Here is a 15315-nt window from a genome sequence, read left to right as displayed (position 1 = left end):
GAGTAACCCGTATGAAACCAAGCATGATTAGAAAACTCGCCACTTTAAGCGAGCGTTTAGAAGAAATTAACCGCCTGATGAGTTCTGAGGGTGTGACCAACAACATGGACAACTATCGCAAACTCACACAAGAGCATGCGGAAATTACACCTATCGTTGAGCAATATCACATGTTTGAACAGGCTGAGGCCGACATCAAAGAAGCGCAATCGATGTTGAGTGACCCTGATATGAAAGAGTTTGCGCAAGAAGAAATCGAAAACGGTAAAACTAAACTAGAAGCGGTAGAAAAAGCCTTACAAGTATTGTTGTTGCCGAAAGACCCCAATGACGATAAAAATATCTTTTTAGAAATTCGTGCAGGTACGGGCGGTGATGAATCAGGCTTGTTCTGTGGCAATTTATTCAGAATGTACTCAAGATACGCCGAAAAACAAAAGTGGAAAGTCGAAATTATGTCCGCCAATGAAAGTGAAGTGGGCGGCTACAAAGAAATTATCGCCAAAATTGAAGGCTACGGCGCATATTCCAAAATGAAATTTGAAAGTGGCGTGCATCGCGTACAGCGCGTGCCAGATACCGAAACACAAGGCCGCATTCATACTTCAGCTTGCACGGTGGCCGTGTTGGCTGAGGCGGACGAAGTGAGCGATGTGGTGATTAACCCAGCCGATATTCGCATTGATACCTACCGCGCCAGTGGTGCGGGTGGTCAACACATTAACAAAACCGACTCTGCCGTGCGTATTACCCACGCGCCAACAGGTATTGTGGTCGAATGCCAAGAAGGCCGCAGCCAGCATGCCAACAAAGCGCAAGCCATGGCCGTACTCGCCGCACGCATTAAAGCCAAACAAGTTGATGCGCAAAATAGCGCAATCGCCAGCGAACGTAAAAGTTTGATTGGCTCAGGCGACCGTTCAGAGCGCATCCGCACCTACAACTACCCGCAAGGCCGCATCACAGACCATCGCATCAACCTCACGTTATATAAAATTGATGCAATTACCGAAGGTGATATGGATGAATTGATTGGCGCATTATCGGCTGAGCATCAGGCCGATTTGTTGGCAAGTTTGGGTGAAGATAATTAGCAATTTGAGACAATGCAATTAAATCAAATGCATATTTTACTTTATACAACTCTATGAGCGAACTCATCCTCACCAATATCTCGGCTTATAAGGCTATTGCCATTGATGCTTTTGAATCCATGCAAACACTCATTAAGTCTGGCCATAAACCAAAAGACGATGAAACTCAAGGCTGGATACTCCAATTCGACCCAAGCCAAATGAGCTTCAAACAAGCAATGATAGTGATTGTTTTTACGGGGATGTGGTTAGAGGCATTGTTACATTTATTGATTGTCCGCGATTACAACGAAGACAAGTTTCGGGAATTTGACTTTAAGCCTTATGAAGAAAAACTCAAACTATTAGACATCACTGATCAGTCAATTCTTGAGGCCGCGAGCCGATTTAGGAGAGCTCGTAAAGAGCTTGTCCATGAAAAAGCGTACTTTGATACTGGCGAAGCGAAAGTGGCACAATATGAAGCTCATAATGCACATCAGCTCCTGTTAACAATAGAATTAGCACTGCTTGCCAATTAAGCAGCCAAGTAGGGTGGGCAACTTGTTTGCCCACGTGTTAGATTTTTATTGATACATTGCACCGCGTGGGTAACGAGTTACCCACCCTACAAAAAAACAAATGAACCACACTCAATCCATTAAATACATATTACAAACATCAACTTCGCTACTCGGCACGGAAGAAGCCAAACTTGAGTCGCAATTACTGTTGCAACATGTGCTCAATGTGAATCGCGCATGGTTAATTGCGCATGCAAATGATGCTCTGCAGCCCGATATCCATGCGGCGTTTGAGGCACTGCTAAAACGTCGCTTAGGTGGCGAACCTATGGCTTATATTTTAGGTAGCCGTGAGTTCTATGGTTTGAATTTGCTGGTAACGCCTGATACATTGATTCCGCGACCTGATACCGAAACTTTGGTGGAAGCGGCTTTGGCTAAGACTCCACCAAGTGAAAGTAGTCCGAGTTCGTCATTCCGACGAAAGTCGGAATCCAGTGGCGTTGAGCAATATGGCAAAAAGACACTGGATTCCGACTTTCGTCGGAATGACGATTTAAGAGTTTTAGACCTTGGCACAGGCACTGGTGCAATTGCACTGGCTATTGCAAAAAATCGCCCGCAAGCCAGTATTATTGCGGTTGACGCCTCAGCAGCGGCTTTAGAAATCGCCAAACAAAATGCTGAACACTTAAGGATTAACAATGTTGAGTTTGTTTTGAGCAACTGGTTTGAAAATCTAAACAATCAACGGTTTGATGTCATCGTCAGCAATCCACCATACATTGAAAAAGATGACGCTCATCTTACGCAAGGCGATTTACGCTTTGAGCCTATAAGTGCATTAGCCTCTGGTGCGGATGGCTTGGATGACATTCGTCAAATTATTGGAGATTGCTTGATCTACTTAAAACCACAAGGCTGGCTGATGCTGGAACATGGTTATAATCAAGCGGAACAGGTCGCTGATTTAATGGCGGATGCAGGGCTAACAAACATTGAAACGATTAAAGATTTAGGTAACAATGACCGTGTTACGTTAGGAAAAAATCCGCTAATTGTCAGTACCCATTGGGATTAACCCTCTTTATCTTTAATAGCGCTATTGTTAATACTTTAGTTTTAAGTCCTATAGTTTTATAGTCCTATTTAAATAGAAAGTTTTTATGATTAACCACGTTCGCCTCGCCATACGTAACGACTTAGAAGCACCTGCCGAAGCGCGTACATTTGGCTCTGGCTGGTTAAGTGGCGTTGCGGCTTTAGTGATTGGTATTGCAGGTTTATTTTTAATGCTTAGTTCGCAATACTCGGCATTTTTCTCTACCAAAGAGCTTGGTGGTTTATACAAACTGCCTTATTTAACTTTAATCATACAAGTACTTTTGGGCATTGGTTATGCCTTAGCTTGCATCAACATGATGCTGAGACGTAACAGAGTGCTAGGATTCAGCGCGATTGCCGTGGTGTTTTTAGCCACCATCATTGGTGAAATGAGTTCTGGTGCATCCAGCGCAGATCCAAACGCAACGCACTTGGCCTCGCTGGGGTTAGATTGGTTTGTACTGAATATCTTATTCACAGGTTTACTTTTTGTACCGTTAGAAAAAGTGTTCGGGCGCCTTAATCAACCGCTCTTCAGAACCGAATGGCGTGAAGATTTATTCTATTTCCTGCTAGGCAGTTTGCTGGTACAAAGCTTGGCATTTCTCACTCTTGCACCTTCCATGGCAATCTTGCAGCACACAGGTAACTGGGCAGAATTTAGACAAATGGTAGCGAATCAGCCATTATGGCTACAAGTCATTGAAATCATGTTTTTGACTGATTTTGTGCAATATTGGTTTCACCGTGCGTTCCATCAGATTCCATTTTTGTGGGGCTTTCATGCGGTGCATCATTCGGCTAAATATATGGATTGGCTTGCAGGCTCGCGCATGCATATCGTCGAAATTATTGGTTTGCGTTCGATGACGATTATTCCAATGTATGCGTTAGGTTATGCTGAAAATGCGCTGCATATTTACATTTTTCTGGTGTATCTCAATGCAACATTTATCCACGCCAACGTACGTTTTAATGTGGAGTGGCTCAAACCCTTCATCGTTACGCCGCGCTTTCACCACTGGCACCACGGCATAGAAAAAGAAGCGATAGACGTGAATTTTTCTATTCACTTTCCGCTGATTGATCGACTATTTGGCACTTACTATATGCCGCCAAACCAATGGCCTAGCGGCTATGGCGTGGGTGGACACCCAGTGCCAAATGGTTATTGGCAGCAGTTTTGCTATCCATTTAAACGTAAAGCTTAATACTTAGGGCGTGTTTATTCCCCCTTAATATAAGTTTTTCAGTTGCACATAATTATTGGCAGAATCCATTAAACCTGCGATTTCTTCTTGCGTTAATGCGCGGATTTTCTTAGCAGGGCGGCCGACATATAAGTGACCGCTTTCCAGCACTTTGCCTTCTGGCACAAGGCTACCCGCCGCGAGCAGTACGCACTTTTGCACCACAGCTTTGTCCATCACGATACTGCCCATGCCAATCAAACAGGTATCTTCAATGGTGCAGCCATGCAAAATCACCGTATGACCTATCGTGACGTTATCGCCAATAATTAAGGGTGAACCTTGCGGGTCATCACTAGATTTATGATTCACATGCAGCATACTTAAATCTTGAATATTAGTGTTTTTGCCTATGCGGATAAAATTCACATCGCCGCGTATCACTGCACTAGGCCACACCGAGCTATTCTCGCCTATGCTCACCTCACCTATGACAGTGGCGGATTCGTGAACGTAAGCACTTCCAGCTATTTGTGGCGTTTTGTTCTGAAATGTTTGAATGTTTTTTAATTGCATCATCACGCCTCTTTTATACAAGCTGGTTTTTTACAAGTGAATTACCTTCAAGTTAAAATCACACTAACCAGAATTACTAGCAGCAGTATTTAATTTACACATAGTATAATCACAAAATGACTGAAAATAACTCCGTTGGCACTGGCTCTGTAGGCATAGTTGCTCCACAAACTGCACATTTCGCGAAACCGCTCACGCTAAAAAGCGGCGCTGTACTGCCGCAGTTCGACCTTGTATATGAAACTTACGGCACACTAAATGCAGATAAATCCAACGCGGTTTTAATCTGCCATGCGCTATCTGGCACACATCACGTCGCTGGTAAATACAGTGAAAATGATAAATATGCCGGCTGGTGGGACAATTTAGTTGGCCCGAATAAGCCGTTAGACACTAATAAATTCTTCGTCATTGGCCTTAACAATCTTGGTGGCTGTCACGGTAGCACTGGGCCCGTGAGTAATAACCCCGATACCAATCAGCAATGGGGGTCACAGTTTCCCGTTGTGACGGTTGAAGATTGGGTTAAATCTCAGGCTTTATTGGCAGACTATTTAGGCATCCAACAACTTGCTGCCGTTATTGGCGGCAGCCTTGGTGGCATGCAAGCACTGCAATGGACAATTGCTTACCCAGAACGCGTACGCCATGCTTTGGTGATTGCATCTGCACCTAATCTCACCGCACAAAACATCGCATTTAACGAAGTAGCGCGTCAAGCCATTATTACCGATCCCGAGTTTCATGGCGGCGATTATTACGCACACCAAGTATTGCCACGCCGCGGCTTGCGCATTGCGCGCATGCTAGGCCACATTACTTATTTAAGCGACGATGCAATGGGCGCCAAATTTGGCCGTAAGCTTAAAGGTGACATTAAATATAGCTTTGACGCTGAGTTTGAAATGGAATCTTATTTGCGTTATCAAGGCGATAAGTTTGCGGGCGAGTTTGATGCCAATACGTATCTGCGCATGACGCGAGCTTTGGATTATTACGACCCCGCACTCAATTTCGATGGCGATTTAAGCGCCGCTTTGAACAAAGTCACCGCGAAATTTTTAGTGGTTTCTTTCACCAGTGACTGGCGCTTTTCACCTGCACGCTCACGCGAAATTGTAAAAGCGCTGCTCGACAATGAACGTACCGTTAGCTATGCAGAAGTCACTGCTGCGCATGGCCATGATGCATTCTTAATGCCTGATGCGCATTACCACAACATTTTGCGCGCCTATTTAAATAGTATTGAAGTTGGTACTCACCATGCAAAATAATGTAAATATTACAAATTCAACACAAGAATTCAGGCAAGACTTTGCAATTATCTCTGGCTGGGTAAAATTCGGCTCAAAAGTACTCGATTTAGGCTGCGGCGATGGTGCATTGCTGCAATTCTTACGCAGTGGCTTAGAAGTAAAAGGCTACGGCGTAGAAAAAGATGATGCCAATTGGTTGACCTGTATGAACAATGGCGTGAACGTGATTCAAATGGACTTAGAAGACGGTTTATCAGGCTTTGAAGACCAGTCATTTGACACTGTGATTCTCTCTCAAACGCTACAAGCCATGCACAATACAGAAGGAATCGTGCTGGAGATGCTGCGCGTTGGTCGTGAAGTGATCGTCACTTTTCCTAACTTTGGCTATTGGCGCAACCGCGTGCAAATTCTCTCAGGCAATATGCCTGTGTCTAAAATACTGCCTTATCAATGGTTTGATACGCCGAATGTACACCTTTGCACCATTAATGATTTTGACGAGTTTTGTAAAAATCACAAAATTTCAGTGTTAGAACGCAAAGTCATTACCGATGGTAATCAAATAGATTTTATGCCTAACTTCTTAGGTAATTTGGCTATTTATCGTCTGAAAGCCAATTAGTAGTGCTTCAAAACCCCGCTCAGCCTAGCATCTGGCAATCGCTGCTTAGTAAAAAGATGTTGATCTGTGTCTTCTTGGGGTTTACCTCAGGTTTACCATTGTATTTGCTCTTGCAACTGTTACCCGCATGGTTACGTTCTGAAGGCATGAACCTCAAAACCATCGCCGCTTTTGCGTTTATACAGTTGCCATATTCGTGGAAGTTTGTATGGGCGCCACTGATGGATAGATACAACCTCATCGCACCGCTTGGACGCAGACGCAGTTGGATGCTCATCACGCAGGTGGCGCTTTTTGCCAGCATGATTACTTACGGCTTTTATGAGCCAAAACTCAACATTACCACCATTGCGGTTATTTCAACGCTGATTGCGTTTTTCTCCGCCAGCCAAGATATTGTCATTGATGCGTTTCGCCGCGAAATTTTAAGTGACCATGAGCTAGGTTTAGGCAATAGCATACATGTGAATGCTTACCGCATCGCAGGTTTGGTGCCAGGCTCGCTTGGGCTAATACTAGCAGACCATTTGCCGTGGTCATCCGTGTTTTGGATTGTTGCCCTTTTTATGCTGCCCGGCATCATCATGACATTATTGATACGCGAATCACTCAAAGCCGTTGCGCCTAAAACACTGTATGCCTCTGTCGTTGAGCCATTTCGTGAGTTTATTGGCCGACAGGGCTGGCAAAGCGCATTATTGGTACTGGTATTTATTTTGCTCTACAAACTTGGCGATAGCATGGCAACCGCACTCGCCACGCCCTTTTATTTAGATATGCATTTTAGCAAAAGTGATATTGGCGCCATTGCAAAAGGCAGCGGCTTAGTCTTGCAAATTGCAGGCGCATTTGTAGGCGGCTTATGGATGCTCAAATTGGGCATAAACCGCGCCTTGTGGGTGTTTGGTATTGCCCAAGCTGTCACTATTTTAGGCTTTGCTTGGCTGGCACATGCGGGACCTTTTGATGTCATTGGTACAGCTGAACGCAGCATGCTAGCCATTGTGATTGGTGCAGAAGCCTTTGGTGTAGGTCTTGGCACAGCTGCCTACGTTGCCTACATGGCGCGCGAAACCAACCCTATTTACACCGCCACTCAACTCGCTTTATTTACCAGCTTATCTGCCGTGCCAAGGTCAGTGTTTAACGCGCTTACAGGCGGCATGGTAGAAAATTTAGGCTGGGAGAATTTCTTTTACGTCTGTACGTTCTTAGCCATTCCGGGCATGGTGCTTTTATTAAAAGTTGCGCCTTGGCGTGAGCATAGATAAAAACATCACTCTCCCATTCCCGTCATTCTGAGCGTAGCGAGACCGTAAAGGTCTTCTCCGCCAATCTAAATCGCTAAAGCGGTAAGATTAGGCGCGAAAGAATCTAGTTTTTTAGGAATTTAGTTCTGGATTCTTCGCTATGCTCAGAATGACGACGCATTGAAACGCTTGTAAGGTTTCCACAACCCACACGACTAACTCCTATGATCACAAAAGGAGTTCAATCATGCGCCTGATTGCTAAAATAGCATTCGCTTTAAGCTTAGTTAACCTTACTATCCAACCCGCAATCGCCGCAGAATGTAGCGCCAAAAGCGGCGCAGCGACAGTACCTTTACTCGAGCTATATACTTCAGAAGGTTGCAGCAGCTGCCCACCCGCAGATAAATGGCTAAGCGATTTAAAGCCAGACACTAAAAAAATTATCCCACTCGCTTTTCACGTAGATTATTGGGACTATATCGGCTGGAAAGACAAATTCTCTAAAGCCGAATATAGCGACAGACAACGCAAAACTGCCGCTTTCGCAGGTGCTGGTTTTGTCTATACGCCCCAGTTCGTATTAAACGGGCGCGACTTTAAAGGTGCAGACACCTCGCGCTTAAACCAAGCAGTTTCTGCTAGTCAAAAGTTAGCCTCACGCGCTAATTTAAGCCTAAACTCCATCACACTAGCGAATGGTGAAATCATACTTAAAGCAACTGCACAAGCCATTAACCCTGCCGATATTAACAATGCCGATATTTTTATAGCGATTTATGAAAATAAATTAGTCAGCCAAGTGAATGCAGGCGAAAACAATGGTCGCGAACTAAAGCATGATTACGTGGTGCGTGATTTCTATGGTGCTTATCAACTCAGCAATAAGAATGAGTTTGCAAAAAATATCACTTTAAAACCAGAGTGGAAAGGCCGACAAGCAGGCGCAGTGATATTTGTGCAAGATTCAAGAAATGGCGAGATTTTGCAGAGCTTAGCTTTGCCTTTTTGTGGCTAAACTTAAAACGATAAACAGGCCAACCAAAATTTAACGTGAGCAAAAATTGATGTGGATTTTAAGATAGAATATGGCTTTACCCTTAAATATAGCGCCGTTACGTGAACACCGAACATCCTCAAAAAGGCATTTTATTTATTTGTGCCGCAGTGTTTCTCTTTGCAAGTAGCGATGCGCTATCTAAATACCTCACTAATTTTTACCCTGTCGTCATGGTGCTATGGGTGCGCTATATTGTGCATATTTCATTAATGTTAGCGGTATTAAGGCCGCCATCATTAAAAACTTTAATCGTTACCCAAAATCCCAAGCTACAAATTATTCGCGGCCTGTGCATGGTGAATACAAACTTAATGTTCATCAGCGCCTTACATTACATTCCACTAGCAGAAGGTACCGCCATTGTTTATCTTAGCCCGTTAATAGTCACCGCATTATCAGGTCCGCTATTAGGTGAACGCATCGCGCGTTTACAGTGGATTGCAGTAGCCATTGGGTTTATAGGAGTTTTATTCATCGTACGCCCCGGCGGCAGTATGTTCCACCCAGTTGCCTTACTGGCTTTAGGCGCGGCACTCTCGTTCAGCGTGTATCAAATCATCACTCGCAAACTGAACCATACCGATAGCTCAAGCACCACAAACTTCATTAGCGGACTCATCAGTGCGCTAATAACAAGCATGTTACTGCCATTTTTTTGGAAAACCCCTACTCTGCATTTTGCTTTATTAATGGTACTACTTGGCATATCGGCCCTCGTTAGCCACCTGTGGATGACCAAAGCCTACCAACACGCCAAGCCTTCGACATTAGCGCCATTTTCATACACACAACTATTATTTGCGGGCTTAATCGGCTATGTCTTTTTTAATCAAATCCCAGACTTGATTGGTTTGGTTGGCATGCTGATTATTGTGGCGGGTGGGTTATTAGTGTTTAGTAAAGTTAGCTACAGAAAATAAAGTTACACTCTTTCGCCATGCTGACGAAAGTCAGCATGGCGAAAGCAAATTGAGCGTTCAACTACGACGCGAATTTAATTAAGCTGACCTTACAAACCAGCCCATTTTCTAACCAACTAGCTAGGTATTGTGCCGCAGTTACCATAGCTTGCTCCTCATCCATCTCAACTTCTAAACTTGCGCAAATTTCTCCAAAAGTTGCCCCCATCACCGCCATATTTAAGGCGGTAACTTCCATTTCTGTTATCAGCCTAAATTGTGAGTTGAAGTTTTTTCGCCAGATTAGCCAAGATTGATAAATGCTCTCCTGCTTTGGCTTTGGTGGCGTTTCTTCAGCTTCTAAGGCTTGCCATACGGCGATGGTATTCCAGCTCGTTTGAATAATCTTAATGGCGGGTTGAAATTCAAAACTTAGGTCAACCCAGCTTTCTGGTGGAATCGTCGCGAGGTCTTGCAGACTTAACTCAGGCACGTCTTCTGCATCAAAGGCTAATGATAGCGTCCATTCAAAATTGGCCATTTCAGCCGCAATTGGGTGTTGTGCTAACGTCTCTTGCAAATGTCCACGCATCTGACTGCCATACCAACGCAAATTAAGGTAGGTAGATGGGTATGCATCTATGTATTCACGCGCCACTTTATTAAATAGCACATCACCCAATAATGCTTTTAGCTGCGGGTAAGCGGTGGCTAGCGCTTCAATAATGCGCAGTCGATAAGCGTCAAAATAAATGCCTAAACGTTTCTTTGCACCGACTTTTTTGTCATCGATGACAGACTTTATGAAGCCGGCCCCTTTAACATCATCCATTAAGTAAGCTTGGAACTCTGCTTGCAGATTGGCTAGATGACTCATGCGGCCTCCTTTAGTACATTGGCTGATAGATGACGTGCGATTTGCAACTCTTGCACTAGCACGTCTAACTCGGGCATGTTGTCGTCGCGCTCTATCATGGTAGAAACCTCGCCCAGCTTGGAAATTGCATAGCTATATAAATCCCACACTGGGTCTATCACTGGTGCATCGTGTGTATCAATAATGTAGTCACCATTATTTTGATGCCCAGCCAAATGAATTTGCTGGACACGATGTTGAGGCACTCCGTCAATAAAGTCTTTGGCATCAAAATTGTGGTTATAGCTACTGACGTAAATATTGTTGACGTCTAATAGCAGTAAGCAATCGGTTTGTTCACAAATCAGCGAGATGAACTCCCACTCAGTCATAGTGGAATCAACGTAACTGGCGTAACTAGAGACGTTCTCTAGCAAAATCTGACGGCCTAGATAATCTTGCACAGTGTTCACGCGCTCGGCTATGTGTTTTGCAGTTTCTTCGGTGTAAGGCAATGGCAATAAATCGTGTATATTTTGACCATGCACGCCTGTCCAGCATAGGTGATCAGAAATCCAAGCGGGTTGAATTCTATCGGCTAGCTTTTTTAAATCTTTTAAATACGCTTGGTCGAATGGCTCTGTAGAACCAATTGATAAAGATACTCCATGCATGACTACTGGGTAATCTGCACGAATACGGTCTAAGAAATTTAGTGGTAAACCACCAGGTACCATGTAGTTTTCAGATAATGCTTCAAACCAGTCAACCTTTGGCTTGGTTTCTAAAATAGTGTTGTAGTGCTCTGTTCGTAAACCGAGACCAAAACCTAATGACGGTAGATTGTTGCGCATGTAAATCTCAAATAATGGCGTGAAGGTTTGATAAGTCGTTAAAATCAGCATGGGCATGTCACCATACCCATGCTCAAATTAACAAACTATTAAACTAAATGTCCGCCTTTTGCATCACAATCAGCACCAGTTAAAGCTAAATGACCATGACCTTTACACTCATTTTGACCTTTACAAGCGTTTGCAGCACTTTTGCAAGAACCTTGGCCTTTACAAGCATTTGTTGCTGTTTTACAAGAGTTTTGACCTTTACATGAATTGCCAGCAGTTTTGCAATCACTAGTGCCCTTACATGAGTTTACGCCTACACATGCACCCACAGTGCTGTTGCTAGCCATATTGGCGCCTGAGCCTGTTGCTGCACAACCCGCTAAGATAAGTGCTGCGGCGCCAATCGCCAATAGTGCACCTCGACGACCTTTAGATGTTTCAATAGACATGATGATTCCTTCCAAATTGATGATAAGTAGCTTCCATCTAAAGTTTCAATAGGCTTCTAAATTTTATTGAGGCCTAACAAAATCAATTAGAAACGTAGCGTATTTAATTACGTGAGATTGCATAATTTAGATGCATCATGCGCCACACTCAATTTAGTCGGAACAACTCATCAGTCCTTACAAAACAATTAAAAAAAAATTGTTAGCCTAAGTTGGTATGCTGAGTATTCAATGACCAAAACCTATCCACTCGCCACTTTAGCGCCGTTTTCATACACGTAGCTATTATTCTCAGGCTTAATCGGCGATGTCTTTTTTAATAAAATCCCATATTTGATGGGTTTGTTTGGCATGCTAATTATGGTGGCGGGTGGGCTATTGGTGTTTAGTAAAGTGAGTTACAAAAAATAAAAGGTAATTTGAATTACGGCTTACTACAAGCAAGTCCACCGCATAAGCTACACACCCCCGTCATTCTGAGTGCAATGAAGAATCCAGCAGTTTGAACGTGACTAAAAACTGGATTCTTCATTGCACTCAGAATGACGGGCGTTGAGAGATTTTAGGATTAATCAACCAACCGCGAAGCCTCAACGCGTTTGAACTTAAATATCCCATTGACCCGCGCCGAGCAGCGCAAGCTTGATGGGAGTTGTCGGCAAGCGGCTGTTTGAGCAAGCAAAAGAAAGTAACTCGCCTAGAGGCGAAAAAGGAAGTGACATACAGCGTACTGGAAGCGAGTAACCCCTGCGAACTCTAGAAACGCACTTTACTGTATCCAATTAATGGATTAGTTAAAGACTAGATTGGTCACGAACTCGCACAATTAGTTGTTTCTCAAGCTCATATAGGCTGTTATAAAGCTCACCTGCCTTTTGGTTAGCATCAGAGTCAACCTCTCCATCGATGACATCAAACTTTCCATATCCAGCATCTGAAATAGCACTGGTTAAAATATTTTTCTCATAGTCAGTAAGAACTGCACCATATTTAGCGAGAAAATCACTGAGCCTAGTCTCAATTTTTTCAAGGTCTTGCGCTATAACGTCGCATGCCTCATACCAATCCATCATAGGGTTAAATCCAGGATGTATTGACTGCAGTAACGCAGCGAAGGCCGAGGCCGCTTCAAACTCTTTTTGGAAGAGAAACTCAGATTTTTTGAGTTGTACTTTATAGCTTTCAACTCTGTGCATTAATTCATTTTTTAACCTTTCAATCTCAGCGTCAGTTTTGGCTTTTAAGTCGGACTCAAATAATTTGGTATCCCGAACAATCAGTTTTTCAAGTAGCGATTTCCCAATATATCCAAGTACAGCAAGTAAAGCAGCATTGCCACCAAAAGCCAATAAAATTGTTTGCCATATGTTCATTGGGTATAGCTAACGCTTAAGTGATGTGGACAGTTCGTACATTTCTATGTAGCCCTTGTACGATGTTAAAGTTTTACTTTTTCGCAATGAAACTCACCACCTGTCGTAATTGTTTGTGTTTTTATTTCTGAGTCTTTATATAGGATAAAGTCATTACGCTGCCTAGAAATAACAAATGAGTCTAATATTCGATTGTATTCGCCTGAGTAAAAGTCTGTGGGTGTTGCAAGACTCTTTTTCTCGATTGTTAATTTGCAGTTTTGATCGTTTATGGCATAAAACTCAATGACTTCATGAGCCTTACATATAGAAAATTCTGTTTTAGGCATAAGCAAAGAAAAAACCGCATCACCGCCAGAGAGCCTAATTTTATTGCCGTCAATCGTCATTCCGATGACTTCAATACCATGATTCTCTGTACGACTCTTTTCACTATTGTCTAAAATTAAATGTGTAGTCGATAATACCCCAGAGCATTTAAGGTGAGTTAGCTCATTTGCCAGAATGTGGTTTGATGCCACCAATGAAATCACTGCAATCAATATTAAAATAATTATTCTCATTTTTACTCACTCCTGAATTTTAAGTTAGACAGTAAACCTAAAAAAATTAAATCGGTTATTGGGGTAGTTTAATAATTTAATGCAAAAAATGAATCAGTAAATTAAATACACTATTAGTCTAGCCTAATTTGCTCAATTATTTTGAATAAGTTTTTCGTTAATAAATTTAAATCTCTAATCCGAATATTCCACAATCAGCGGCGCATGATCACTAAATCTCTCAACCTTATAAACACTAGTTGAAACAGCCTTAGCCGCCGTTGCGGGCGTAGCAATTTGATAGTCAATACGCCAACCTACGTTTTTCGCCCAGGCCTGCCCACGGTTGCTCCACCACGTATAGCTTTCATCTGTGGTATCAGGGTGTAGGGTTCTGTATACATCTACCCAGCCAACTTCATCAAACAATGTTGTCAGCCATGCGCGCTCTTCTGGCAAGAAACCTGAGTTTTTCTTATTACCTTTATAGTTTTTAAGGTCAGCTTCTTTGTGAGCGATATTCCAATCACCACAAATAATGATTTCACGACCACTTTTAATCAGTGCTTGCATGTGCAGCATAAAGCGCGTCATGACACTGAATTTAAAAGCTTGGCGCTCTTGTCCACTAGAGCCACTTGGCAAGTAGAGTGAAATTACACTTAAGTTACCAAACTGGCATTCTATATAGCGTCCTTCGCTATCGATATCTTTAACGTCATCGTTAGAACCACCTAAACCTTCAATCACGGCATCTGGCTTGGTTTTACAATAAATACCTACGCCGCTATAGCCTTTCTTTTCAGCATAATGAAAATAGCCATAGTAGCCAGCTGGGTTGAGCATTTCTGGCGTCATGTCTGCTTGTTGGGCTTTAATTTCCTGCATGCACACTACGTCTGCATTTTGCGTTTGCAGCCAAGTTTGCACACCTTTATTTGTTGCAGAGCGTATGCCATTCAGGTTTAGCGATATAATCTTCAAAACTTAATTCCTTAATATAATGATCTAGAACATGAGCACGAAACACACAATTGAGCAGTCTGAGCAATTCAGACAAGAGTTTATCGCATTTGCCATTAAAAAAGAGGTTTTGCGCTTTGGCGAATTTACAACCAAAGCAGGCCGCCTAAGCCCCTACTTTTTTAACGCAGGTTTATTTGATGATGGCGAAAGCTTGATGAAGCTCGGCGAGTTTTATGCAGCTGCCATTGAAAACTCCGGCATAGAATTTGATATGTTATTTGGCCCAGCCTACAAAGGTATTACGCTAGCGGCAAGTATTGCCATCGCATTTGCCAAAAATGGTCACAATGTGCCCTACGCTTACAATCGCAAAGAGGCTAAAGATCATGGCGAAGGCGGTGTCATTGTGGGTAGCCCACTAAAAGGTCGGGTGCTCATCATTGATGATGTGATTTCGGCAGGCACCTCAGTGAGAGAGTCTGTTGAGCTTATCCGCCACAATGGCGCAACTGCTTGTGGCGTGGCTATTGCCATAGACAGACAGGAGAAAGGTTTGGGTGAGCTATCTGCCGTGCAAGAAGTGATTAAAAATAATGGAATACCAGTATGCGCCATCGCAAATTTGGATGACTTATTGGCCTATCTAGAAAACCAAAACGGTATGGCACAAAATTTGCTTTTGGATAAAGTCAAATCGTATCGCCAAATGTATGGCGTTATTTAATTA

The 15315-nt window shown here is 43.1% G+C and carries 17 protein-coding genes; 10 read left to right on the top strand and 7 right to left on the bottom strand.

The window, feature by feature from the left end:
• Positions 1-11 precede the first annotated feature (11 nt).
• The 4 genes from prfA to PSU72_RS01845 all read left to right on the top strand — a co-directional run bounded on the left by prfA (position 12) and on the right by PSU72_RS01845 (position 3912).
• Complete coding sequence (gene prfA, locus PSU72_RS01860; protein ID WP_300430083.1) at positions 12-1094, top strand: peptide chain release factor 1; 1083 nt, start codon at positions 12-14, stop codon at positions 1092-1094.
• Between the two features lie 53 nt (positions 1095-1147).
• On the top strand, positions 1148-1615 hold the full coding sequence (locus PSU72_RS01855) for a hypothetical protein (protein WP_300430081.1): 468 nt from the start codon (positions 1148-1150) through the stop codon (positions 1613-1615).
• Positions 1616-1715: 100 nt separating this feature from the next.
• Positions 1716-2678, top strand: coding sequence for a peptide chain release factor N(5)-glutamine methyltransferase (prmC, locus tag PSU72_RS01850; protein WP_300430080.1), 963 nt, complete (start codon positions 1716-1718; stop codon positions 2676-2678).
• Positions 2679-2763: 85 nt separating this feature from the next.
• Complete coding sequence (locus tag PSU72_RS01845) at positions 2764-3912, top strand: sterol desaturase family protein (protein WP_300430078.1); 1149 nt, start codon at positions 2764-2766, stop codon at positions 3910-3912.
• Between the two features lie 24 nt (positions 3913-3936).
• Here the strand turns inward: PSU72_RS01845 and PSU72_RS01840 are convergent, their stop codons facing one another.
• Positions 3937-4467: a gamma carbonic anhydrase family protein gene (locus PSU72_RS01840; protein ID WP_300430163.1), complete on the bottom strand. Its 531-nt coding sequence runs from the start codon at positions 4465-4467 to the stop codon at positions 3937-3939.
• 116 nt (positions 4468-4583) lie between these two features.
• Here PSU72_RS01840 and PSU72_RS01835 point away from each other — a divergent pair, with 116 nt between their 5' ends.
• The 5 genes from PSU72_RS01835 (at position 4584) to PSU72_RS01815 (ending at position 9578) form a co-directional block, all read left to right on the top strand.
• Positions 4584-5741, top strand: coding sequence for a homoserine O-acetyltransferase (locus PSU72_RS01835; protein WP_300430076.1), 1158 nt, complete (start codon positions 4584-4586; stop codon positions 5739-5741).
• The gene (gene metW / locus PSU72_RS01830; RefSeq protein ID WP_013149254.1) at positions 5731-6348 is read left to right on the top strand and encodes a methionine biosynthesis protein MetW; all 618 of its coding nucleotides are present in this window, start codon (positions 5731-5733) and stop codon (positions 6346-6348) included. Before PSU72_RS01835 ends, metW begins: the two co-directional genes overlap by 11 nt.
• Before the next feature lie 56 nt (positions 6349-6404).
• The gene (locus PSU72_RS01825) at positions 6405-7619 is read left to right on the top strand and encodes an AmpG family muropeptide MFS transporter (RefSeq protein WP_300430161.1); all 1215 of its coding nucleotides are present in this window, start codon (positions 6405-6407) and stop codon (positions 7617-7619) included.
• A 226-nt stretch (positions 7620-7845) separates the two neighbouring features.
• Positions 7846-8616: a DUF1223 domain-containing protein gene (locus PSU72_RS01820; RefSeq protein WP_300430072.1), complete on the top strand. Its 771-nt coding sequence runs from the start codon at positions 7846-7848 to the stop codon at positions 8614-8616.
• 101 nt (positions 8617-8717) lie between these two features.
• Entirely contained in the window at positions 8718-9578 is an 861-nt protein-coding gene (locus PSU72_RS01815; RefSeq protein ID WP_300430070.1) for a DMT family transporter, read from the top strand.
• 61 nt (positions 9579-9639) lie between these two features.
• Here PSU72_RS01815 and PSU72_RS01810 read toward each other — a convergent pair whose 3' ends face one another.
• The 6 genes from PSU72_RS01810 to PSU72_RS01785 all read right to left on the bottom strand — a co-directional run bounded on the left by PSU72_RS01810 (position 9640) and on the right by PSU72_RS01785 (position 14606).
• Positions 9640-10434, bottom strand: coding sequence for a DNA-binding domain-containing protein (locus PSU72_RS01810; protein ID WP_300430068.1), 795 nt, complete (start codon positions 10432-10434; stop codon positions 9640-9642).
• The gene (locus PSU72_RS01805; protein ID WP_300430159.1) at positions 10431-11267 is read right to left on the bottom strand and encodes a DUF692 domain-containing protein; all 837 of its coding nucleotides are present in this window, start codon (positions 11265-11267) and stop codon (positions 10431-10433) included. Before PSU72_RS01805 ends, PSU72_RS01810 begins: the two co-directional genes overlap by 4 nt.
• A gap of 89 nt (positions 11268-11356) precedes the next feature.
• Positions 11357-11707 carry a hypothetical protein gene (locus PSU72_RS01800; protein WP_300430066.1) on the bottom strand — a complete coding sequence of 117 codons (351 nt, stop codon included), beginning with the start codon at positions 11705-11707 and terminating at the stop codon, positions 11357-11359.
• Positions 11708-12501: 794 nt separating this feature from the next.
• Positions 12502-13080 (bottom strand): hypothetical protein, encoded by a 579-nt coding sequence (locus tag PSU72_RS01795; protein ID WP_300430064.1) that lies wholly within the window; start codon positions 13078-13080, stop codon positions 12502-12504.
• Between the two features lie 65 nt (positions 13081-13145).
• A complete protein-coding gene (locus PSU72_RS01790) occupies positions 13146-13643 on the bottom strand; it encodes a hypothetical protein (protein WP_300430062.1) in 498 nt (165 codons plus the stop codon).
• A gap of 174 nt (positions 13644-13817) precedes the next feature.
• Entirely contained in the window at positions 13818-14606 is a 789-nt protein-coding gene (locus PSU72_RS01785) for an exodeoxyribonuclease III (RefSeq protein ID WP_300430060.1), read from the bottom strand.
• Positions 14607-14637: 31 nt separating this feature from the next.
• Here PSU72_RS01785 and pyrE point away from each other — a divergent pair, with 31 nt between their 5' ends.
• A complete protein-coding gene (pyrE, locus tag PSU72_RS01780) occupies positions 14638-15312 on the top strand; it encodes an orotate phosphoribosyltransferase (RefSeq protein WP_300430058.1) in 675 nt (224 codons plus the stop codon).
• The last annotated feature ends 3 nt before the right edge of the window (positions 15313-15315 follow it).

The sequence above is a fragment of the Methylotenera sp. genome (assembly GCF_029945535.1).
Classification (GTDB): Bacteria; Pseudomonadota; Gammaproteobacteria; order Burkholderiales; family Methylophilaceae; genus Methylotenera.
The sequence above is the reverse complement of the archived record's forward strand: the minus strand, read 5'-3'. Positions and strand labels throughout refer to the sequence as shown.